We start from the raw sequence: 19,908 nt of genomic DNA on the forward strand, positions 1-19,908 counted from the left end.
GCGGCCTTCGATCGGGTTATCGCTCAGCGGGGCGCGTTGGCCGGATCGACCAGGGTCGGGGTGCGGCCCTCGCGGTTGGCCTTGCGGGCATCCTCGATGAACTCGCGGCTGAACAGCGCCGACAGCACGGCGATACCGCCGCGATGGACGCGGAACTCGCCGCTCTTGACCGCACCGGTCAGCCGGATGACGCGGCCGGAAGTGGTTGCGGGACGGGTGAAGTCCTTGACCCGGCCGCGACCGGTCCACTCCAGTTCGGACTGGTCGATGACCGCGTCGTCCGGAACCAGCAGCTTGACCATGGCGTGGTCCAGATCGGCGTGCACCACGATCTCGTCCTCGCCCTCGATGAGCGGCGAGCGCAGATCGATCACGACGCTGCCGTAGCGGGCCTTGACCTCGAAATGCTTCTCGGCGGTCCAATCGCCTAGGCGCTTGGTGGTGCCGTGATCGGTGTGGATGCGGGTGGTGGTGTTCATTGCGCTGCCTTTCGGGGCGGTGGAGCGGGTCGGGTTCGCCTGCTCCTCAATAGTTGCACAGACACTAGTTGCTTGGCAACTAGTAGTTGGAAATCTAGTTGTCCGGAACCCAGTAGGATGCGGGTATGACAGCATCGCCGCAGTTCAAACGCTCGCCCCTGGCGCTGGCGCTGCTCGGCATCCTGCATATGGAGCCGATGCACCCCTATGCCATCCAGCGCCGCATCAAGGAGTGGGGCAAGGACAAGGTCGTGAACGTGGGGCAGCGGGCGGGGCTGTACAAGACCATCGCGCGATTGCAGGACGCCGGACTGGTGGCGGTGCGCGAGACCGGGCGCGATCAGCAGTATCCCGAGCGCACCGTCTACGAGATCACCGACGCGGGCCGCGCGGCGTTCATGACCTGGCTGACCGAGATGGTCGCGCAACCGCGCAATGAATTCCCGGAATTCCCCGCGGCGCTGTCGTTCCTGATGCTCATGGGGCCGGAACGGGCTCAGGTCGAACTGTCGAACCGGGCCGCCGCGATTCGCACTCGGATCGCCGAAATCGATTCCGACGCAGCACAATCCGCACAGTTCGGGCTACCCCGCATCGTCACCCTGGAAGACGAATATCAGCGCGCCGTCGCGGACGCCGAACTCCGTTGGCTGGAAGGCGTTATCGCGGATCTGGCGGCGGGCACACTCACCTGGTCGTGGGAATCGCTGGCGGCGTTCCAGACGTAACAGCCGGGGCCACATCGTTTTTAAGAATTTACCCCGATGGCCGTTAAGGTCCGCCGGTGATGATCTTTCCAACGAACTCCCAAGGGGGAGTGGGAATGAAAGGTTATCCACCATGACGATCTCGGTGCGTCGCGCAGGTCTGTTCATCGTCGGTGCGGCTGCGGTCGCCATGCTCTCGCCGATCGGCGCGGGTTCCGCCATGGCCGAAGGCATTCCGCTGGATCAGCCCGCCCAGGTCGCGCAGACCGATGACACCCAGTCGGTCGCCCCCACCGCCACCGCCGACGAAATCCGCCTGCTGCACTGCCGTCCCACCGGCTCGGGCTACGCCCGCTGCCACTGAGCGACTTTCGGGGGATACAAAGAACGCCCGCATCGAATGATGCGGGCGTTCTTCATGTTTCGGCTTGTTACCGGGCGAAGAGCAGGGCGCGCTTGACTTCCTGGATCGCCTTGGTGACCTCGATGCCACGGGGGCACGCGTCGGTGCAGTTGAAGGTGGTGCGGCAGCGCCACACACCCTCGACATCGTTCAGGATGTCCAGACGCTCGCGAGCGCCCTCGTCCCGGCTGTCGAAGATGAAGCGGTGCGCGTTCACGATCGCGGCCGGACCGAAGTAGCTGCCGTCACTCCAGTACACGGGGCACGAGGTGGTGCAGCAGGCGCACAGGATGCACTTGGTGGTGTCATCGAAGCGGGCCCGGTCGTGCTGGGACTGGATGCGCTCGTAGGTGGGCTCGTTACCCGAGGTGATCAGGTACGGCTTCACCGCCTTGAACGCGTCGAAGAACGGCTCCATGTTCACCACGAGATCCTTCTCCACGGGCAGGCCGCGGATGGGTTCGACGGTGACGGTGATGTCCTTGCCGTTCTTGGGCAGCATGTCCTTCATGAGGATCTTGCACGCCAGGCGGTTGACGCCGTTGATGCGCATGGCATCGGAGCCACACACGCCGTGCGCGCAGGAGCGCCGGAAGGTGAGCGTGCCGTCCAGGTAGGACTTGATGTAGATCAGCACGTTCAGGAACCGGTCGGTGGGGAGCACCGGCACCTTGAACTCGTCCCAGCGCTGGCCCTGACCGTCCTCCGGGTTGAACCGCGCGATCTTGACATTGATCAGCACGGAGCCTTCCGGCACCGGAGCGGCCTTCTGCGGCGTTTCAGCGACAGCAGTCATCAGTACTTACGCTCCATCGGCTCGTAACGGGTCTGCACCACCGGCTTGTAGTCCAGCCGGATGTCCGAGATCAGCTCCGGGCCGGTCTTGTAGGCCATGGTGTGGCGCATGTAGTTGGTGTCGTCGCGGTCCGGGTAGTCGTCGCGGGCGTGGCCGCCGCGCGATTCCTTGCGGTTGAGCGCGCCGACGACCGTGACCTCGGCGAGCTCCAGCAGGAAGCCGAGCTCGACCGCCTCGAGCAGATCGCTGTTGTAGCGCTTGCCCTTGTCCTGCACGGTGATTCGGGTGTACCGCTCCTTGAGCGCGTGAATATCGGTCAGCGCCTGCTTGAGGGTGTCCTCGGTGCGGAACACGGCGGCGTTCATATCCATCGTGTACTGCAGTTCAGTGCGGATGTCGGCCACGCGCTCATTGCCGTGGTCGGACAGGATCAGCGCCAGCCAGTCCTGCACCATCTGCGCCGGGCTCTCCGGGAGCTCGACGAATTCGGTGCGGGCGGCGTACTCGGCGGCGGCGATGCCCGCGCGGCGGCCGAACACGTTGATGTCCAGCAGCGAGTTGGTGCCCAGGCGGTTCGAGCCGTGCACGGACACGCACGCGCACTCACCGGCGGCGTACAGGCCGGGGACCACATCGGTGTTGTTGCGCAGCACCTCACCGCGAATGCGGGTCGGGATGCCGCCCATGACGTAGTGGCAGGTCGGCATGACCGGAACCAGTTCGGTCACCGGGTCCACGCCCAGGTAGGTGCGCGCGAATTCGGTGATGTCGGGGAGCTTCTCCTCGAGCACGTCCTCGCCGAGGTGGGTCACGTCGATGTAGACGTAATCCTTGTTCGGCCCGGCGCCGCGGCCTTCCAGCACCTCGAGCACCATCGAGCGCGCGACGATGTCACGCGGTGCGAGGTCCTTGATGGTGGGGGCGTAGCGCTCCATGAACCGCTCACCCGACGCGTTGCGCAGGATGCCGCCCTCGCCGCGGACCGCCTCGGAGATGAGGATGCCCAGACCCGCGAGACCTGTCGGATGGAACTGGTGGAACTCCATGTCCTCCAGCGGAAGTCCCTTGCGGAACACGATCGCCATACCGTCACCGGTGAGGGTGTGGGCATTGGAGGTGGTCTTGTACATGCGGCCCGAACCACCGGTGGCGAAGATGATCGACTTCGCGTGGAAGACGTGGATCTCGCCGGTGGCCAGCTCGTAGGCGACCACGCCGGTCGCGACGGTGCCGGACATGATCAGGTCGAGCACGTAGAACTCGTTGTAGAACTCCACGTCGTGCTTGACGCAGTTCTGGTACAGCGTCTGCAGGATCATGTGACCGGTGCGGTCGGCGGCGTAGCAGGCGCGGCGCACGGGCGCCTTGCCGTGGTCACGGGTGTGACCGCCGAAGCGACGCTGATCGATCTTGCCCTCGGGCGTGCGGTTGAACGGCAGGCCCATCTTCTCCAGGTCGAGCACGGCGTCGATGGCCTCCTTGGCCATGATCTCCGCGGCGTCCTGGTCGACCAGGTAGTCACCACCCTTGACGGTGTCGAAGGTGTGCCACTCCCAGTTGTCCTCTTCCACGTTCGCGAGGGCGGCGCACATACCGCCCTGCGCCGCGCCGGTGTGGCTGCGGGTCGGGTAGAGCTTGGTCAGGACAGCGGTCCGGACGCGGGGCCCGGACTCGATCGCCGCGCGCATGCCAGCGCCACCGGCACCGACGATCACGACGTCGTAGCGGTGCTCCTGAATCGGTCGAGATTCACTCATCGGAGGCTGCCTGTTCCTAACTGATGTTGGGGTCGAAGGTGAAGATCACGTACGTGCCGGTCACCACGACGAGAATCATGGAGATGACCAGCGCGGTCTTCAGCCAGAAGCGGGTGGAATCCTTGCGCGCGTAATCGTCGATGACGGTGCGCAGGCCGTTGCCGCCGTGCAGCTGCGCGAGCCACAGCATGGTCAGATCCCAGATCTGCCAGAACGGCGAGGCCCAGCGGCCGGCGACGAACGCGAAGTTGAGCCGGTGCACGCCGCCGTCCAGCATCAGCATGATCGTCATATGGCCGATGACCAGGATGATGAGCAGCAGGCCGGAGAAGCGCATGAACAGCCACGCGTACTTCTCGAAGTTATTGCCACCGGCGCGGCGCGGGGCGCGCGGGGCGTCCAGGCTGGCGGGGCGGTCGTAGGACTTACCGAGAACAGGTGCGGTCATGGTCAGTGGCTCAATTCGTCAGCAGGTAGAAGAGCTGGCGGCCGATCCCGGCGCCCGCGACGACAATCCAGATCGCGAGCACGATCCAGAGCATCTGGCGCTGGTAGCGGGGGCCCTTCGACCAGAAGTCGACAAGGATGACCCGGACGCCGTTGAACGCGTGGAACAGCACGCAGACAACGAGGCCCATCTCCATGAGGGCGACGACGGGGTTCTTGTAGGTCTCGATCGCCTGGTCGTAGGTGTCCGGGCTGACGCGCACCAGGGCGGTATCGAGCACGTGGACGAACAGGAAGAAGAAGATGGTTACGCCGGTGATGCGGTGCAGAGCCCAGGACCACATGCCGGGGTCGCCTCGGTACAGGGTCCGCTTCGGCTTGGCCGGAGCTTCTAGCGTGGTCATAGAGTGCGGTGCCTCCAACGTCGTTGATGGACCCGGTCAGATCCGGCGCGGAGCCATTGGACTGTCGAATAACACCAGCTCACGGCCGGAATGACGTCCGGTGGCAGTGCTGCAGGCCCGCAGTCGGGAACCTGAACCGATCTGTTCTGAACTCTAATCCCAGCCATCTTCCGGAACTAATTCGGCGTGCCGCTCGTTGGCCTTGAAATTGCTGAGTTAGGTTTGCCTTTCCTGATTTTCGGGGTGTCGTCCGGGGCGTTTCAGGCGGGTTCCCGCACGGGCATGGAAGGATGGTCCGATATGTCGGATATTGACTGGAACACCTTGCGCCGCAACGCATTCGAAGTAATGCAGAACGCCTATGCGCCCTACTCCAGATTCCCCGTCGGCGCCGCTGCTCTCACCGTTGACGGGCGCGTGGTGAGCGGCTGCAATGTGGAAAATATCTCATACGGTTTGGGCCTCTGCGCCGAATGTGTACTGGTCGGTAACTTGATTTCGTCCGGTGGCGGACGACTCGCGGCGGTCTCGGTCTGCGATTCCAGGGGCGAAATCCTGATGCCGTGCGGACGCTGCCGGCAGCTGCTGTTCGAGCACGGCGGCGGCGAAGTCGTCATCGATCATCGCGGCGCACCGGTACCGCTGAGCAACCTGCTGCCCGACGCCTTCGGCCCCGACGACTTGGAAGCCGGACAGCAATAACGCGCCGCGCGCCGATCGCCATGGAAGATTTGACGCCATGAGTGTGCACTCGGCGGTAGCGGTGATCCGGACCAAGCGCGACGGCGGCGAACTCGGCGACGCGCAAATCGATTGGGTGGTGGACGCGTTCACCCGCGGCGAGATCGCGGACGAACAGATGTCCGCGCTGGCCATGGCGATCGTGTGGCGCGGTATGAACCGCCGCGAGACCGCGCGCTGGACCGCCGCCATGATCGACTCCGGAAAACGCCTGGACTTCAGCGATCTGACCCGGCCCACCGTGGACAAGCACTCCACCGGCGGGGTGGGGGACAAGATCACGCTGCCGCTGTCGCCGCTGGTCGCGGCCTGCGGTGCGGCCGTCCCGCAGCTGTCCGGGCGTGGATTGGGCCACACCGGCGGCACTTTGGACAAGCTCGAGGCCATTCCCGGCTGGCAGGCCGATATCTCGGCCGAGCGGATGCGGGAGATCCTGGCCGATCCGGCCATCGGCGCGGTGGTCTGCGCGGCGGGGGCGGATCTGGCTCCGGCCGATAAGCGGCTCTACGCGCTGCGCGATGTCACCGGGACCGTCGAATCCATTCCGCTGATCGCCAGCTCCATCATGAGCAAGAAGATCGCCGAGGGTACCGGCGCGCTGGTACTCGATGTGAAGGTCGGGCGCGGGGCATTCCTGAAGGAGCTCGACCAGGCGCGTGAATTGGCCACCGCCATGGTCGAACTCGGCACCGATGCGGGCGTGCGCACGGTGGCATTGCTCACGGCCATGGACACCCCGCTCGGCCGCACCGCCGGAAATGCCCTGGAAGTGGCCGAATCCCTCGAGGTGCTGGCCGGTGGCGGTCCCGCCGACGTGGTCGAACTCACCCTCGTGCTGGCCCGGGAAATGCTGGCGCAGGCCGGAATCGACGGCATCGATCCGGCCGACGCGCTCGCCGACGGTCGCGCCATGGATCACTGGCGCGCCATGATCGCGGCTCAGGGCGGCGATCCGGACGCACCCCTGCCCATCGCGAAGCACACCGAAATCCTGCGAGCCCCGGTGTCCGGCACCCTGATTCGGCTCGACGCCCTCGACATCGGCATCGCCGCCTGGCAACTCGGCGCGGGCCGGGCGCGCCAGGGTGATGCGGTGCAGCCCGGTGCGGGCATCGAAATGCACGCCAAAGAAGGTGATTCCGTCACCGCGGGCGCACCCCTGCTCACCCTGCACACCGATACCCCGGAGGCCATCCCCGTCGCCCTGGAGACCCTGCGCGACTCCTACGACATCGGCGAGACCGACGAACCCTTCGGCCCCCTGGTGCTGGGCCGCATCACCGCGTCCTGATCGGGTAGTGGGCGCTTGACCTGGAACGCGGCGGGTGCCGGAAGATCGGCCTAGCCTGGGATCGTGAAGCATAGAAGCGATTTCCGATTACGCGTTTCGATGGCTTGTCTGGGTGCGATCGCCTGCACCGCGGTGCTGCCCGCGGTCGCCTCCGCCGAACCTCGGATCAACAACACCCCGCCGCCCTCCTCGCAGGCCGCGCCGTACCCGTACTACGTGAACTGCGAACAGGTGCGGGCACAGGGCAAGGCCCCGCTGCTGGCCGGACAACCCGGGTATACGCGTCAGCTCGATCCGGACGGGAACGGCGTCGCCTGCGGGTACTGATCCGCCCCGCCGCTCGCCGTCGCGCAATCACGCGGGGCGGCGCGGACATTCGCGCGTGGCTCCCGGGTGAAGATCGCCACCGCACCTAGCAACGGGTGGGCAACGACACGCCTACGAGAGGGTGCACACAGGCGAACTACCATGCCGCAGAACGGGAATGCGGCTACCGTTTCTACATGACTGGACCGACGCCCCTCACCCTCGCTTCCATCCGCCAGGCGCCGAAGGCGGTCCTGCACGATCACCTCGACGGCGGGCTGCGTCCCGCGACCGTGCTCGAGCTCGCCCGCGACTGCGGATACGACCAGCTACCGGCTGGTGACGCCGAAACGCTCGGCAATTGGTTCCGCGACGCCGCCGACAGCGGCTCGCTGGAACGCTATCTGGAAACCTTCGCGCACACCGTCGCCGTCATGCAGACGCCCGAGGGTCTGCGCCGCGTCGCCCGCGAATGCGCCGTGGACCTCGCCGCGGACGGGGTCGTGTACGCCGAATCGCGATTCGCGCCCGAACAGCACCTGGAGAACGGGCTCACCCTCGACGAGGTGGTGCAGTACACCATCGAGGGCTTCCGCGAAGGCGAGGCTTTGGCCGCGGCCGCCGGAACACCGATTCGGGTGGTCTGTCTGCTCACCGCCATGCGCCATGCCGCGCGCTCCCGCGAGATCGCCGAACTGACCGTGCGCTGGCGCGATCGCGGCGTCGGCGGCTTCGATATCGCGGGCGCGGAAGCCGGGTACCCTCCCACCCGGCACCTGGACGCGTTCGAATACATGCGAGCCAACAGCGCGCACTTCACCATTCACGCGGGTGAGGCATTCGGGCTGCCGAGTATCCATGAGGCCCTTGCCTTTTGCGGATGCGATCGGCTCGGGCACGGGGTGCGCATCACCGATGACATCACCGATTCACCCGAAGGCCCGAAACTCGGGCTGGTCGCGAACTACGTGCGGGACATGCGAATTCCGCTCGAACTGTGCCCGTCGTCGAATGTGCAGACCGGCGCGGTGCCCTCGCTCGACAAGCATCCGTTCGATCTGCTTGCGCGCCTGCGCTTCCGGGTCACCGTCAATACCGACAACCGGTTGATGAGTGACACCAGCATGAGCGAGGAGATGCACAAGCTGGTGCAGACCTTCGGCTACGGCTGGAGCGATCTGGAGCGGTTCACCATCAACGCCATGAAGTCGGCGTTCATCCCGTTCCCGGAGCGGCTGCGCATCATCGACGAGGTCATCAAGCCGGGCTACGCCGTACTGCTGGGCTGAAAAAGGGGACAGGCCCTTCCGAATCCGGAAGGGCCTGTCCGCAACTGTGTTTCGGTGCGCTACGCCTTGCTGAGGCGGTTCTCGAAGGCTTCTTCGAGCGCGCGCCAGGCATCGGCTTCGGCCTTGAACGGCGGGTTCGGGGCCATCCGGCTCGGGTCCGGGTTCAGCAGGTAGGAGACGTACCAGCCGAGCGGCGAGGACACCGCGAGCGCGGTCTCGACATTGTTCTCATCGGCGTAATCGGCTGCGTCGGTGAACAATTCGACCGCGAGATCGAGCTGATCGGTATCCACCGCCTGCGGACCCTCGGCCAGATCGTCGGCCAGGCCGGGCAGTACGTAGACGTTCTCCTCGTCGACCTCGACCTCGAGGCCGCCGTCCACGGCGGCGGTCTGGATATCGCCGTAGGTGCTCACCCGCACCAGATCGTGCTCATGATCGTCGGCGAGATAGCGGGCCAGCGCGCGCTCGGAACCGAACACCGTGATGGACCCGTCCTTGCCGAGGAAGATCGGCTCATCGTCCACATAGCAGCGCAGCGTGAACCAGGTGCCCTCGGAGGTGACGATCTTGACCGGGTCGATGCCGACCTCGTGCCAGAACGAGAGCTCCTCGTCCTCGTCCTCATCCTCTTCGTCCAGATCGACCGGCTCGATATCCTCATCGGTATCGGCGGCGTCCTCGGCGTCGACGATGTTCTCTTCCGCCGCAAGCAGTTCCGCCTCCGCGACGGCCACCGCGTCCGCGTCCACGTCCGGGATCTCCACCACCGAGTCGATGGCGTCCAGCACCGCGTCCCAGTCCTTGTTGATGGCCGAGCCGATGGAATCCCACAGCTCCTCGCCTTCCTTACCGGCGAAGGTGCCCACGCCGGTGGCGAGCGCGCCCAGCACCGGATGCGAACCGAAGAACTTGTTGACCACGTCGAGTTCGCAGACGTCGCCGATATTGCGGACCATCTCGAGGGTCTCCTCGAGCTCGGACAGGATCTCCGGATCCGGATCGTCGGCGGCCAGTTCGGGCACGCCGACCAGATCGAAGACGTACTGCTCCTCCGGCTCCAATTCGGCGGCCGACAGACCGGCGATGATCTTCCACGCGGGATGGTCGACGAGATCGTTCTCGGCATTGGTCCGGATGAACGCGGCCAGCTCCGCTACGGAGTCGAAACCGTAGAGATCCTCCTCGTGGCCGAGGAATGCCTGCCACTCATCGTCGCCGTCTCGCCAGCGCGGTGCCCACAGGGTGACGAGATCGCCTTTGGTCAGGCCGAGCGCGATCGGGACGATGTCTCCAGAAGCCATGACCGGAAGCCTATCTAGTGGTCGCTCTTGGCACTATCCGGGTCGCCCCCAACATTTCCCGGGGCGAGAGACCGGTTCAGTCCGGCGAGGATTTCGGCGCGTTGCTCGGTCGCGAGCGCGGCGGCCCGACGGCTCGCCCACAGCACCAATCGGGACACTTCGGCGGGTGGGCGAGAGGTCACCGATTCGGCCAGCCAGAGGCCCGTCAGCGCACCGTCACCATCCACTTCGGCGGTGACCGAACGGTCCTCGCTGGTGAATGCGGCGCGGACGCCGTGCAATCCGGCGAGTGCGGATTCGAGCGCTTCGAGCTGGTTGGTGACGCCGTTGACCAGCGCGTCCATCTCGGCGCTCATGAGTTCCGCAGCCAGTTCGCGGGGCCGGTATCGGCATCGTCGAGCCGGTCCAGCGCATCGACGGCGGCCTGCCGGGTGGGCAGGCCGAGCCGGTCCAAGGTCTCGGCCGGGAGTCCGGCCTCGGCGAGCAGTTCGCGGCGGCGGGCTTTGGCGGCGATGGCCGAGCGCTTGGTCAGGCGCAAGATCTCGTCCGCCAGAGCCTGTGCGCCGTAACGGTATTCACTCCGCTCGAAGCGGATCTCCACCGGCAGGCCCTGATCGGTGGCGTGCACGGTGACGGTGCCCGCCCGATTGGCGCTGGCCGCCACCGTGACCTTCGGAATCTCGCTCATGCGGTGGGCCTGTAGAAGCCGAGGAAATTCATTCCGCTGTTCTCCGTTCGAATCGGACCCGTCTGGACGGGATCGCCCGCCTCCACCAATTGACCGTTGCCGATCACCATCGCCACATGTCCGTCCCATACCGCCAGATCGCCGGGCATCAAGTCCCCTGGACCGATCTGGGTGTGTCCGTAACCCTGTTCCTGCGCCAGGCGCGGCAGCGGAACCCCGGCTTGCCCGTACGCCCACTGCGTCAAACCACTGCAATCCAGACCCGAACCGGGCGTGGTGCCGCCCCATACGTAGGGCGTCCCGACCGCGCTCAGCGCATTGCGCACCGCGTCGGCGGCCTGCTGGTTCGGGGCCTCCACGGTACTGCCGTCGGGGAGGGTGAGCTTCACCCCGGTCCCGGTGGGCCGGATATCGGGGGTGGGGTGCCGGGTGCGATTCGAACTGGTCGGCGGTGAATCACCCACGGACGCGGCGGTTGTGGACAGGCCGCTGAGCATCGACGCCCCGGACTCGACGGTCTTCCCGCCCGAGGACAGCACCGCCGATGCGATCTGCCCGCCGCCGACCGCCGACTCCGTGCTCGCGGGCACGACCGTCGCGGCGGGAGAGACCTGCGGCGCATCGGTCTTCTCGGGCGCGATCACCGCCGGGGCCGGAGTCTTTGGCGGCGTGACCAATTCGCGCATGGCGGCGTCATCGGCCTGGAGTTCGGCCCGCACCCGCTCCACCACGCGAAGCGCCTGCCCGACATGATCGATGGCCGCGCCTACGAGCAGGGCCAGCGCCGCGGGACTGAATCCGGCCGCCGATACCGCGTCGACCTTCGCGAGGAACGACCGCAGAATCTCCGCGACCTCGCGCCGACCCGACGCCACCTCCGTCTCGACCCGATCCAGTACGGTCGCCATCTGCTCGCCCCGATCGGAGACGGTCGCGACACCCGTCTGCACTTGGAGCGCCTTGTCCATCGCCGCGTCACCGCTGCGGCCGTTCCAGCTCGGGTACATCGTGTTGATCGCGGTGCGCCCCGTCGCATGGGTCTCGTCCGCGGTCCCCGAGGCGTCGCGCAGTGCCGCGCCCGCGGAGGTTGATTCACCGGATCCGAAACCGGCCAGCAACTCCACGATCGGCTGCGCCAGCCCCGATACGTCCGGCCCGGGGCTCATGACCTCGGCCCTGTTCGGACCGCGCAAGCTGCCCGCCCGGAGGCATCGGCGATCATGCGTCCACCTCACGACTGTTCGCGCGCAGCGCTGTCGCGTAGGCGGTGTCGGTCGCCGAGTACGCGGTCTCGGCGCCGATCGTCGCCGCGCCGAGGCTCGCCAGGACGGTGGTGAGATCCGCCAGGGCGGTCAGGTGCGTGGCGTGCGCGGCCCGATATGTGGTGAGGAAATCCGCCCCGATGGGACCGAGCGCGGGGGCGAGTAGGAGGGGGTCGGCGGCGGTGGCGCGCAGGGTCGCGCCGGCGAGGGTCGCGGCCATGGCGGCGGCCGTCGTCGCGTACTCGGTGAGACCTGCTGGATCGATCGTGATCCGGTGCATGGATGCCCCCATCGTGCCGGTCGCTGGCTGATTACGTCCTGCATGAGATTGGACGGGGCCGGGGCGAATTCGGTTCCGCCGAGGACCGAAATCGGGCGGCCGTATCCTCGAATCGCCGCACTGACCTATCGTTTTCCTATGCGCACTGACATCGTGGACCACCCGCTCGCTGCCGCATTGCTGACCACCATGCGCGATGCGCGCACCACCAACCCCACCTTCCGAGCGGCACTGCGCGACCTGACGGGTCTGCTGGTCTACGAGGCCATGCGCGACGCCCCCGTCACCCGCTTCCCCATCGCGACCCCGGTCGCCGCCGCCGAGGGCACCTGCCTGGCCGCCCCGCCCCTGCTCGTCCCGGTTCTGCGCGCCGGGCTGGGCATGGTCGAAACCGCCGAGAACCTCATCCCCGACGCCCGCATCGGCTTCGTCGGCGTGGCCCGCGATGAGGAGACCCACCAGCCCACCCCGTATATGGAATCGCTGCCCGAGGACTTATCCACCACCCCGGTGATCGTGCTCGATCCCATGCTCGCCACCGGCGGCTCCATGGTCTTCACCCTGGACCTGCTCGCCACCCGCAATGCGCGCGACATCACCGTCATCTGCGTCGTCGCGGCCCCCGAAGGCATTGCCGCCCTGGAGAAGTCGGGTCACCCGATCCGTCTGGTCACCGCGTCGATCGACCGCGGTCTCAACTCCGACGCCTATATCGTCCCCGGCCTGGGCGATGCGGGGGACCGCCAATTCGGCCCCCGCTGAACGCGATTCGGCCGCACCGAATCGAGCGTCCCGCCCGTCGAACTCAGAATCCGAGCGATCCGGTTCCGGGTCCGGTGGGCTGACGCGAACCGCCCTCGATCTGCCAGGTCCCGCAGTGCGAGGTGGCGAATGTGGTGTCGGTGGCCGGAACACGCACCGTCACAGTGCCGTTCCCGCCATCACCGCGTTCGATGATGACCCCGTCCACTCCGAGCCGCGCCCACTGGCAGTCCGGTGCGGCATTGTGCGTCGTGTAGTACCCCGCCGAGATATCGGTGTTCACCGCGTACGGCCCATCCTGTTCGATGACGGACGCCGCGGCCGAGGCCACCCCCGAACTACCGATCGCCGCCACCGCCGCGATCCCGAATCCGTTGAGCCACAGGGAATTACGCATGCGCAAACAATCCTTTCGTAAGGCTAACAATCACACCCCACGCTAGCGCCGAACCCGCGACCTGAAAACCCCCGAACCCCACCGGCCCTGGAAATCACCGGTGCGCGAACAGCTCCAGATGTCCACAGCCGGTACAGCGAAACGCGTGGATGGCGAACCGTTCCCGCCCTTTTCGTTTCGCATTCCCCAGCGTGCCCAAAGTCAATTCACCTTCGGTCCACCGCGTGTAGCCGACAGTGGCGTTCTCGTCGATGAACCCCGGTTCCAGATCCGCACTGCCGCAGTGCGTGCAGTGCGGTTCTCGGCTCAGGTGAGGTGCTTTTTCGGGGAGACTCGCGCTCACAGCTTCTCGCAGAAGGCGCGGATCTCGGAGAGCTGCTGTGCGGCGGCGGCTTTCGCGGCCGGCAGATCCTCCGGTGTGGGGACCGGGTGGACCACTTCGGCGTAGCACTTGAGTTTCGGCTCGGTGCCGGAGGGGCGGATCACCACGCGGAGCGAGTCGCCCTCGAAAACGAGTGCGTCGGTGCGCATTTGGCCACGGAGCTGGGACATGTCGACGCAGGTCACCTTTTCGCCCGCGATTTCGGCGGGGGGTGTTTCGCGCAGGCGTTCCACCACCTTGGCGGCTTCGGCGGCGTCGGCGAGGCGCAGTGAGATCTGGTCGCCCGCGTGGACGCCGAATTCGGTCGCGAGGGCGTCCAGGGCGTCATCGACGGTGCGACCCTGGGCTTTCAGCTGGGCGACCAGGTCCGCGGCCAGGACCGCCGCCGAGATGCCGTCCTTGTCCCGGACGGTCGACGGGTCGACACAGTGGCCGATGGCTTCCTCGTAGGCGTAGACCAGGCCGTCACCCGCGCGCGCCAGCCATTTGAAGCCGGTGAGGGTTTCGGCGTAGCGGGCTCCGCGCGCCGGGGCCAGCTTGCTCAGCAGGCGCGAGGACACGATCGTGGTGGCCACCAGGGAATCCGGTGCGGCGGTGCGCAATACGAAATCGCCGAGCAGAACGCCGGTCTCATCGCCGCGCAGCATGCGCCACCCGTTCGCACCGCGCACGCCCACCGCACAGCGATCGGCGTCCGGGTCCAGTGCGATGGCGATATCCACGTCGAGTCGTTCGGCCAAGTCCAGCAACCGATCCGAGGCCCCCGGCTCCTCCGGATTCGGGAACGACACGGTCGGGAAGTCGGGGTCGGGCGCGAATTGCTCTGCTACGACGAACACCTCACCGAACCCGGCCGCTCGCAGCGCCGCAGTCGCGAGCTCGCCACCGACCCCGTGCATGGCGGTCAGCGCGATGCGAATATCCGCGCGCGGCACCGGGACTCGCTCCGAAGCCGCAGCAACACCCGCGCTCCTATCCGTCGCGCCAGTCGTATCGTTCGCGCCGGTCGTATCCGTCGCGCCGGTCGTATCGGCCGCGTCATCGACGGCCGGGATGGGGTGAGGCGATTCGCGCGGACCGCCTATCGACTCCGGCAAATCGGCAACGCGGGCGAGGTAGCGGCGGACGATCTCCTCGCCCATATCGGTGATCGTGGCGGCGGCGGGGAGGCCGAGGATCGAGGGGTTCGGGGCGGTGGCTGCGGCGTCTTTGCGGGGGATGGTGCCGGTGACGGCGTCGATGCAGCGTTCGATCTCGGCGTCGGCGGGCGGGACGAGCTGGGAGCCGCCGTCGAGGTAGAGCTTGTAGCCGTTATCGGTGGCCGGGTTGTGCGAGGCGGTGATCTGGACGCCCGCGACGGCCTTCAGGGCGCGCACGGCGTAGGCGACCACGGGGGTGGGGAGCGGGCGGGGGAGTTCGAGCACCGTGAAACCGGCGGCAGCGAAGACCTCGGCCGTGACGAGCGCGAATTCGGCGGAGCCGTGCCGGGCGTCGCGGCCGACGATCACCAATCCGCCACCGAGGCAGCGGTTTCGGAGCCAGTCGGCGATGCCCGCGGTGGCCCGCGCCACGGTATCGGCGTTCATGCCGTCGGGTCCGTCTTGCAGTGGGCCGCGTAGTCCAGCGGTACCGAATCGCAGCATGTGCGCCTCCCGATATCGTTCCGGCGCTCGGCCCGGCGGATATCACCGGGCCATTCGCTCGCTTACAGGCGTCCGGTTACCCGGTTACAGGCGTTCCAGTACCCCGCGCAGCAGTTTGCCCAGTCGCGGTGCGGCGGCATGGCCTTCGGCGAGCACCTCGGCGTGCGAGAGGTGCGCTCCGGTGACGCCCGCGGCCAGATTGGTGACCAGGGAGATGCCAAGCACCTTGGCCCCGCCCTCGCGGGCGGCGATGGCCTCCAGCACGGTGGACATGCCGACCAGATCCGCGCCGATGGTGCGCAGCCAGCGAATCTCGGCCGGGGTCTCGTACTGCGGACCGGTCAGGCCCGCGTACACGCCTTCGGTCAGGCTGGGGTCGACTTCCCTTGCGAGGGCGCGCAATTCGGGATCCCAGGCATCGACGAGATCGACGAAGTTGGCTCCGGCGATGGGGGTGCGCAGGGTGAGGTTGAGGTGATCGCTGATCAGCACCGGTTCCCCGACGTGCAGATCGTCGCGGATGCCACCGGCGGCATTGGTGAGCAGCACGGTCTCCGCGCCCGCCGCCAGCGCGGTGCGGACGTTGTGCACCACCTGCGCGGGCTCGTGGCCCTCGTAGAGGTGCTGGCGGCCCATGAGCAGCAGCACCGGCGAATCGTTCACCACGACCGAGTGAATGGTTCCCTGATGTCCCTGCGCGGTGGGTGATCCGAAGCCCGGCACCTCACCCATGGGGATGGTGCTCGCCGGTTCACCGATTTCGAGGGCGGCTTCCTGCCAGCCCGATCCGAGAATCACCGCGACCCGGTGACGCTCGATACCCGTTCGTTCCGCAATGGCCTGAGCGGCCTGCTCGGCTAGCATGTCTGCCACCCTAGTCCCAGGCGATCACCGACGCTCGGTCACGCCGCCCACCTGCCGTATTCGCCCCGATTTCGCCGAGCCCGCCGGGCTTCGCGCGGCATGCGAACGACACTTGCTACCCGTCAGTAGGAGCCCGCGCGCGCCCCCGCTAATCTGCACCCATGCCGTATTTGAAGCGTGACGGGGACGTGTTCGTGCTGTACCTCGGAGCCGAGGGACAGAACATCGACAGCGAGAACCGCTTCCACCCGGACTGGATCACCGAGGTGCACGCCCTGCTCGACGAGGTCGAGGCGTCCGAGGGCCCGGCCGCGCTGGTGGTCACCGCGAACGGCAAGTTCTTCAGCAACGGCCTCGACACCGATTGGCTGTTCGGCAATTTCGATCAGAACTGCTGGTACCTGGATCGCGTGCATTCGCTGTACACCCGCCTGCTGGCCTTCCAGATGCCGACCATCGCCGCGGTGAACGGTCACGCCTTCGGCGCCGGCGCCATGCTCGCCACCTCCTGCGATTTCCGCCTGATGCGCGCGGATCGCGGTTTCTGGTGCCTGCCCGAGGTGCACCTGGGCATGCCGTTCACCGTCGCGATGAACGCGCTCGTCACCGGCCGCCTCACCAATCAGGTCGCCGTCGAGGCCATGACCACCGGTCGCCGCTACGGCGCGGATGACGCCATCGCCGCGGGCATCGTGGACGGCAAACTGGCCGCCGAGGCATTGCTGGCCGGTGCGGTCGCCCAGGCCGACGCCCTCAAGGGCAACCGCAAGCCGAACCTGCCGGTCATCAAGCGCGCCCTGCACCAGCACATCCTGGCGGGCCTGGCCGTCGAGACCACCCCGGAGAACCTGGGCTTCAGCCCGAGCTGAGCCGTATCGAGAATGTGCGACCGCCCCGCTTACCAGACCGGATAAGCGGGGCGGTCGGTTTTTATCGGCGGCACGCTGTCCGCTGGTCCAGAGGTTGCGGACCGGCGGAAGAGTGTAAGACTGTGGTTTATGCCACCATCGCGCAACGGCGATGACCGGAATTCATTCCCCCCGATAAGTCGGTACGGTTCGCCCCTGCCGTCATGGCATGCTGCGTCGATGAACGCGTCCGTGGCACCCGGGGATCCGTCGCTGTTCGCCACCGCCGACTCGGCCATAGCGAACGCGCGGGAAGAGTTGCTGGCGCTGTCGCATTCGATTCACGCCGAGCCCGAGTTGGCTTTCGAGGAATTTCGCAGCGTCGCCAAGACGATCGAGCCGTTGCGCGAGCGCGGTTTTCATATCGAGTCCGGTATCGCCGATCTGCCGACGGCCTTTTCCGCGACCTACGGCCATGGCGACCTGGTGGTCGGTATCTGCGCGGAGTACGACGCGCTCCCGGAAATCGGACATGCCTGCGGCCACAACATCATTGCCGCGTCCGCGGTCGGCGCGGCGCTGGGTCTGGCCGCGGTCGCGGACGCCTGCGGTATCACCGTGAAACTGCTCGGCACCCCGGCCGAGGAGAGCGGCGGCGGCAAAGTCCTCATGCTCGAGCGCGGCGCTTTCGACGGAATCGCCATGGCGCTCATGGTGCATCCGGGCCCGGACGATATCTCCGGTGCGCATTCGCTGGCACTCGCGGATTTGTCGGTGACCTACCTGGGCCGGGAATCGCATGCCAGCGCCGCGCCGCAATACGGGCGAAACGCCCTGGACGCGGTCACCGTCGCCCAAGTTGCCCTGGGTTTGCTCCGCCAACATCTCCTCCCCGGGCAACAGCTGCACGGTATAGTCGGCTCGGGCGGTGTGGCCCCGAATATCGTGCCCGGACACGCGGAACTGCTGTATTACCTACGCGCAGTCGACTCCGCGACCCTCGATGATCTGATGCAACGCGCATCGGCCTGTTTCGAGGCAGGCGCCCTGGCAACCGGATGTACCCATGAAATCCGGAAGCTCGCGCCGACATATACCGAGCTGACTCCCGACAGCGCACTACTGTGTGCCTATCGCGAGCAGATCCGCGATCTCGGACGCGAGCCGATAGCCCCGGAACTCGAGGCCGCACGCCCACTGGGCAGCACGGATATGGGCAACATCACCAATGTCATCCCCGGCATCCACCCGGTCATCGGGATAGATGCGGGAGGCGCGGTGACGCATCAGCCCGCGTTCGCTGCTGCCGCGGTGAACGCCTCCGCCGACCGGGCTGTGATCGACGGGGCAACGGCTTTGGCCCGCACCGCGATACAACTCGCAGGCGACAAATTTCATAGGGACAGGTTGTCGGAACGAGTCATGCAACGGCAGTTTCTTCGACAGGAGGACATTCGGTGAGCACAACCGGCCGGTCCACGGGCCACGCCAGCGCAGCGTTCGATACTGCGCGCGCCACGGGGCATTCGGCTGCTACGCGTGCGACGCAGGCTGCGAGCATCGCGGCAGGCGGCTCGGTGGGGGTCGATATGGGCTTGGAAATGGGCACGGTGGGTGTTGACATGGATATGGCTGGATTACCGGACGACATCATGCGCGGCCGGGACGTGGTGGACGCGTGGCTCGCCGAGCACGCCGACGACCTGGTGTCCTGGCGACGGCACATCCACGCCAATCCGGAGCTCTCCCGTACCGAGTTCGGCACCACCGAATTCATCGAATCCTGGCTGGTGAAGGCCGGTCTGGAACCGCGCAAACTACCCGGCGGCACCGGACTGATCTGCGATATCGGCCCGGACACCCCGCGCATCGGACTGCGCGCGGATATGGACGCCCTGCCGCTGCAGGAGTACACGGGCCTGCCGTTCGCCTCCACGGTTCCCGGTGTGTCGCACGCCTGCGGGCATGACGCGCACACCACGATCCTGCTCGGCACCGCGCTCGCGCTCGCCGAGGTTCCGGACCTGCCGGTCGGTGTGCGGCTGGTGTTCCAGCCCGCCGAGGAGGTCATGCCCGGCGGCGCCATCGATATGGTCGCCGCGGGCGCCATGGAGGACGTGTCGCGCATGTTCGCGCTGCACTGCGATCCGCGCCTGGAGGTCGGCCGCGTCGGAATTCGGGTGGGCGCCATCACCTCCGCCGCGGACACCGTCGAACTGGTGCTGGACTCGCCCGGCGGGCACACCTCGCGCCCTCATCTCACCAGCGATCTGGTGTACGCCATCGGCACCGTCATCACCGGTCTGCCCGGACTGCTGAGCCGTCGCATCGATCCGCGCACCAGCACCGTCATGGTGTGGGGTGCGGTGTCGGCGGGCAAGGCGCCCAACGCGATTCCGCAGACCGGCATGCTCACCGGCACCGTTCGCACCGGCGATCACGCCACCTGGTCGCTGCTCGAGCCCATGGTGCGCGAGATCGTCGAGGGTTTGCTCGCGCCGACCGGCGTGCGCTGGCAACTCAACTACAAACGCGGCGTGCCGCCGGTCGTGAATGACGAACTGGCCGTGCGCATGTTCGAGGACGCCATCCGCGAGGTCGGTCCGGACGCGCTGGCCGATACCCAGCAGTCCGGCGGCGGCGAGGACTTCTCCTGGTACCTGGAAGAGGTTCCGGGCGCGATGGCGCGCCTGGGCGTCTGGTCCGGTCAGGGCGAACAGCTCGACCTGCACCAGCCCACCTTCGATATCGACGAGCGCGCGCTCGAGGTCGGCGTCCGAGTCATGACGAATATCGTCCTGAACGGCTACTGACCGGCGGTTACCGCCAAAACCCAAGCGCCGGGCCGCACCTGAGGG

The 19,908-nt window shown here is 67.0% G+C and carries 23 protein-coding genes; 10 read left to right on the forward strand and 13 right to left on the reverse strand.

The window, feature by feature from the left end; translation table 11 throughout:
- Positions 1-23: 23 nt before the first annotated feature.
- Positions 24-479, reverse strand: coding sequence for a hypothetical protein (locus ACFC4D_RS08440; RefSeq protein WP_376062230.1), 456 nt, complete (start codon positions 477-479; stop codon positions 24-26).
- 125 nt (positions 480-604) lie between these two features.
- On the opposite strand from ACFC4D_RS08440, the gene ACFC4D_RS08445 reads away from it, so the two are divergent.
- Positions 605-1,207 (forward strand): PadR family transcriptional regulator, encoded by a 603-nt coding sequence (locus tag ACFC4D_RS08445; protein WP_376062231.1) that lies wholly within the window; start codon positions 605-607, stop codon positions 1,205-1,207.
- 112 nt (positions 1,208-1,319) lie between these two features.
- Positions 1,320-1,550 carry a hypothetical protein gene (locus ACFC4D_RS08450; protein ID WP_376062232.1) on the forward strand — a complete coding sequence of 77 codons (231 nt, stop codon included), beginning with the start codon at positions 1,320-1,322 and terminating at the stop codon, positions 1,548-1,550.
- A gap of 67 nt (positions 1,551-1,617) precedes the next feature.
- Here the strand turns inward: ACFC4D_RS08450 and ACFC4D_RS08455 are convergent, their stop codons facing one another.
- Genes ACFC4D_RS08455 through sdhC form a run of 4 tightly spaced genes read right to left on the reverse strand, consistent with a single transcriptional unit; the run spans position 1,618 to position 4,993 of the window.
- Positions 1,618-2,385: a succinate dehydrogenase iron-sulfur subunit gene (locus ACFC4D_RS08455; RefSeq protein WP_375963451.1), complete on the reverse strand. Its 768-nt coding sequence runs from the start codon at positions 2,383-2,385 to the stop codon at positions 1,618-1,620.
- A complete protein-coding gene (gene sdhA, locus ACFC4D_RS08460; RefSeq protein ID WP_375963454.1) occupies positions 2,385-4,142 on the reverse strand; it encodes a succinate dehydrogenase flavoprotein subunit in 1,758 nt (585 codons plus the stop codon). The genes ACFC4D_RS08455 and sdhA overlap by 1 nt, the downstream gene beginning before the upstream one ends.
- Positions 4,143-4,158: 16 nt before the next feature.
- Positions 4,159-4,590, reverse strand: a complete 432-nt coding sequence (locus tag ACFC4D_RS08465) for a succinate dehydrogenase hydrophobic membrane anchor subunit (protein WP_375963456.1) — start codon at positions 4,588-4,590, stop codon at positions 4,159-4,161.
- A gap of 10 nt (positions 4,591-4,600) precedes the next feature.
- Entirely contained in the window at positions 4,601-4,993 is a 393-nt protein-coding gene (gene sdhC, locus ACFC4D_RS08470; protein ID WP_375963459.1) for a succinate dehydrogenase, cytochrome b556 subunit, read from the reverse strand.
- Between the two features lie 300 nt (positions 4,994-5,293).
- Between sdhC and ACFC4D_RS08475 the strand changes: the two genes are divergently transcribed.
- The 4 genes from ACFC4D_RS08475 to ACFC4D_RS08490 all read left to right on the forward strand — a co-directional run bounded on the left by ACFC4D_RS08475 (position 5,294) and on the right by ACFC4D_RS08490 (position 8,620).
- Positions 5,294-5,695, forward strand: coding sequence for a cytidine deaminase (locus tag ACFC4D_RS08475; RefSeq protein WP_376062266.1), 402 nt, complete (start codon positions 5,294-5,296; stop codon positions 5,693-5,695).
- Positions 5,696-5,732: 37 nt separating this feature from the next.
- Positions 5,733-7,025, forward strand: a complete 1,293-nt coding sequence (locus tag ACFC4D_RS08480) for a thymidine phosphorylase (RefSeq protein WP_376062233.1) — start codon at positions 5,733-5,735, stop codon at positions 7,023-7,025.
- 63 nt (positions 7,026-7,088) lie between these two features.
- Entirely contained in the window at positions 7,089-7,352 is a 264-nt protein-coding gene (locus ACFC4D_RS08485) for an excalibur calcium-binding domain-containing protein (protein WP_375963463.1), read from the forward strand.
- Between the two features lie 176 nt (positions 7,353-7,528).
- Positions 7,529-8,620 carry an adenosine deaminase gene (locus tag ACFC4D_RS08490; protein WP_375963465.1) on the forward strand — a complete coding sequence of 364 codons (1,092 nt, stop codon included), beginning with the start codon at positions 7,529-7,531 and terminating at the stop codon, positions 8,618-8,620.
- A 59-nt stretch (positions 8,621-8,679) separates the two neighbouring features.
- On the opposite strand, the gene ACFC4D_RS08495 is transcribed toward ACFC4D_RS08490, so the two are convergent.
- Genes ACFC4D_RS08495 through ACFC4D_RS08515 form a run of 5 tightly spaced genes read right to left on the reverse strand, consistent with a single transcriptional unit; the run spans position 8,680 to position 12,154 of the window.
- Positions 8,680-9,924: a primosomal protein gene (locus ACFC4D_RS08495; RefSeq protein WP_364646141.1), complete on the reverse strand. Its 1,245-nt coding sequence runs from the start codon at positions 9,922-9,924 to the stop codon at positions 8,680-8,682.
- Positions 9,925-9,938: 14 nt separating this feature from the next.
- The gene (locus tag ACFC4D_RS08500; protein WP_375963467.1) at positions 9,939-10,280 is read right to left on the reverse strand and encodes a YbaB/EbfC family DNA-binding protein; all 342 of its coding nucleotides are present in this window, start codon (positions 10,278-10,280) and stop codon (positions 9,939-9,941) included.
- Positions 10,277-10,612 carry a hypothetical protein gene (locus ACFC4D_RS08505; protein ID WP_376062234.1) on the reverse strand — a complete coding sequence of 112 codons (336 nt, stop codon included), beginning with the start codon at positions 10,610-10,612 and terminating at the stop codon, positions 10,277-10,279. The genes ACFC4D_RS08500 and ACFC4D_RS08505 overlap by 4 nt, the downstream gene beginning before the upstream one ends.
- Positions 10,609-11,778, reverse strand: a complete 1,170-nt coding sequence (locus ACFC4D_RS08510) for an NlpC/P60 family protein (RefSeq protein WP_376062235.1) — start codon at positions 11,776-11,778, stop codon at positions 10,609-10,611. Before ACFC4D_RS08510 ends, ACFC4D_RS08505 begins: the two co-directional genes overlap by 4 nt.
- Positions 11,779-11,830: 52 nt before the next feature.
- Positions 11,831-12,154, reverse strand: coding sequence for a type VII secretion target (locus tag ACFC4D_RS08515; RefSeq protein WP_364646153.1), 324 nt, complete (start codon positions 12,152-12,154; stop codon positions 11,831-11,833).
- Positions 12,155-12,292: 138 nt separating this feature from the next.
- Here ACFC4D_RS08515 and upp point away from each other — a divergent pair, with 138 nt between their 5' ends.
- On the forward strand, positions 12,293-12,916 hold the full coding sequence (gene upp / locus ACFC4D_RS08520) for a uracil phosphoribosyltransferase (protein ID WP_375963476.1): 624 nt from the start codon (positions 12,293-12,295) through the stop codon (positions 12,914-12,916).
- 43 nt (positions 12,917-12,959) lie between these two features.
- On the opposite strand, the gene ACFC4D_RS08525 is transcribed toward upp, so the two are convergent.
- The 3 genes from ACFC4D_RS08525 to ACFC4D_RS08535 form a co-directional block, all read right to left on the reverse strand.
- The gene (locus tag ACFC4D_RS08525; protein WP_376062236.1) at positions 12,960-13,313 is read right to left on the reverse strand and encodes a hypothetical protein; all 354 of its coding nucleotides are present in this window, start codon (positions 13,311-13,313) and stop codon (positions 12,960-12,962) included.
- Between the two features lie 339 nt (positions 13,314-13,652).
- Positions 13,653-15,338: a phospho-sugar mutase gene (locus tag ACFC4D_RS08530; RefSeq protein WP_376062237.1), complete on the reverse strand. Its 1,686-nt coding sequence runs from the start codon at positions 15,336-15,338 to the stop codon at positions 13,653-13,655.
- Positions 15,339-15,422: 84 nt separating this feature from the next.
- Positions 15,423-16,202 (reverse strand): purine-nucleoside phosphorylase, encoded by a 780-nt coding sequence (locus tag ACFC4D_RS08535; protein WP_376062238.1) that lies wholly within the window; start codon positions 16,200-16,202, stop codon positions 15,423-15,425.
- A 161-nt stretch (positions 16,203-16,363) separates the two neighbouring features.
- On the opposite strand from ACFC4D_RS08535, the gene ACFC4D_RS08540 reads away from it, so the two are divergent.
- The 3 genes from ACFC4D_RS08540 to ACFC4D_RS08550 all read left to right on the forward strand — a co-directional run bounded on the left by ACFC4D_RS08540 (position 16,364) and on the right by ACFC4D_RS08550 (position 19,863).
- Positions 16,364-17,071, forward strand: a complete 708-nt coding sequence (locus tag ACFC4D_RS08540; RefSeq protein ID WP_364646165.1) for an enoyl-CoA hydratase/isomerase family protein — start codon at positions 16,364-16,366, stop codon at positions 17,069-17,071.
- A 219-nt stretch (positions 17,072-17,290) separates the two neighbouring features.
- Positions 17,291-18,511, forward strand: coding sequence for a M20 family metallopeptidase (locus tag ACFC4D_RS08545; RefSeq protein ID WP_364646168.1), 1,221 nt, complete (start codon positions 17,291-17,293; stop codon positions 18,509-18,511).
- Positions 18,512-18,702: 191 nt separating this feature from the next.
- On the forward strand, positions 18,703-19,863 hold the full coding sequence (locus ACFC4D_RS08550) for a M20 family metallopeptidase (RefSeq protein WP_364646527.1): 1,161 nt from the start codon (positions 18,703-18,705) through the stop codon (positions 19,861-19,863).
- The last annotated feature ends 45 nt before the right edge of the window (positions 19,864-19,908 follow it).

Source organism: Nocardia sp. NPDC056000, assembly GCF_042269265.1.
Lineage (GTDB): Bacteria > Actinomycetota > Actinomycetes > Mycobacteriales > Mycobacteriaceae > Nocardia.

Bases quoted from the DNA above. Each gene is read 5' to 3' on its own strand.
- ACFC4D_RS08505 (WP_376062234.1), bottom strand. From the start codon at position 10,612: ATGAGCGAGATTCCGAAGGTCACGGTGGCGGCCAGCGCCAATCGGGCG.
- ACFC4D_RS08450 (WP_376062232.1), top strand. From the start codon at position 1,320: ATGACGATCTCGGTGCGTCGCGCAGGTCTGTTCATCGTCGGTGCGGCT.
- sdhA (WP_375963454.1), bottom strand. From the start codon at position 4,142: ATGAGTGAATCTCGACCGATTCAGGAGCACCGCTACGACGTCGTGATC.
- ACFC4D_RS08480 (WP_376062233.1), top strand. From the start codon at position 5,733: ATGAGTGTGCACTCGGCGGTAGCGGTGATCCGGACCAAGCGCGACGGC.
- ACFC4D_RS08445 (WP_376062231.1), top strand. From the start codon at position 605: ATGACAGCATCGCCGCAGTTCAAACGCTCGCCCCTGGCGCTGGCGCTG.
- ACFC4D_RS08515 (WP_364646153.1), bottom strand. From the start codon at position 12,154: ATGCACCGGATCACGATCGATCCAGCAGGTCTCACCGAGTACGCGACG.
- ACFC4D_RS08545 (WP_364646168.1), top strand. From the start codon at position 17,291: ATGAACGCGTCCGTGGCACCCGGGGATCCGTCGCTGTTCGCCACCGCC.
- ACFC4D_RS08465 (WP_375963456.1), bottom strand. From the start codon at position 4,590: ATGACCGCACCTGTTCTCGGTAAGTCCTACGACCGCCCCGCCAGCCTG.
- ACFC4D_RS08540 (WP_364646165.1), top strand. From the start codon at position 16,364: ATGCCGTATTTGAAGCGTGACGGGGACGTGTTCGTGCTGTACCTCGGA.
- upp (WP_375963476.1), top strand. From the start codon at position 12,293: ATGCGCACTGACATCGTGGACCACCCGCTCGCTGCCGCATTGCTGACC.
- ACFC4D_RS08440 (WP_376062230.1), bottom strand. From the start codon at position 479: ATGAACACCACCACCCGCATCCACACCGATCACGGCACCACCAAGCGC.
- ACFC4D_RS08490 (WP_375963465.1), top strand. From the start codon at position 7,529: ATGACTGGACCGACGCCCCTCACCCTCGCTTCCATCCGCCAGGCGCCG.
- ACFC4D_RS08535 (WP_376062238.1), bottom strand. From the start codon at position 16,202: ATGCTAGCCGAGCAGGCCGCTCAGGCCATTGCGGAACGAACGGGTATC.
- ACFC4D_RS08475 (WP_376062266.1), top strand. From the start codon at position 5,294: ATGTCGGATATTGACTGGAACACCTTGCGCCGCAACGCATTCGAAGTA.
- sdhC (WP_375963459.1), bottom strand. From the start codon at position 4,993: ATGACCACGCTAGAAGCTCCGGCCAAGCCGAAGCGGACCCTGTACCGA.
- ACFC4D_RS08500 (WP_375963467.1), bottom strand. From the start codon at position 10,280: ATGAGCGCCGAGATGGACGCGCTGGTCAACGGCGTCACCAACCAGCTC.
- ACFC4D_RS08455 (WP_375963451.1), bottom strand. From the start codon at position 2,385: ATGACTGCTGTCGCTGAAACGCCGCAGAAGGCCGCTCCGGTGCCGGAA.
- ACFC4D_RS08530 (WP_376062237.1), bottom strand. From the start codon at position 15,338: ATGCTGCGATTCGGTACCGCTGGACTACGCGGCCCACTGCAAGACGGA.
- ACFC4D_RS08550 (WP_364646527.1), top strand. From the start codon at position 18,703: ATGCGCGGCCGGGACGTGGTGGACGCGTGGCTCGCCGAGCACGCCGAC.
- ACFC4D_RS08510 (WP_376062235.1), bottom strand. From the start codon at position 11,778: ATGAGCCCCGGGCCGGACGTATCGGGGCTGGCGCAGCCGATCGTGGAG.
- ACFC4D_RS08525 (WP_376062236.1), bottom strand. From the start codon at position 13,313: ATGCGTAATTCCCTGTGGCTCAACGGATTCGGGATCGCGGCGGTGGCG.
- ACFC4D_RS08495 (WP_364646141.1), bottom strand. From the start codon at position 9,924: ATGGCTTCTGGAGACATCGTCCCGATCGCGCTCGGCCTGACCAAAGGC.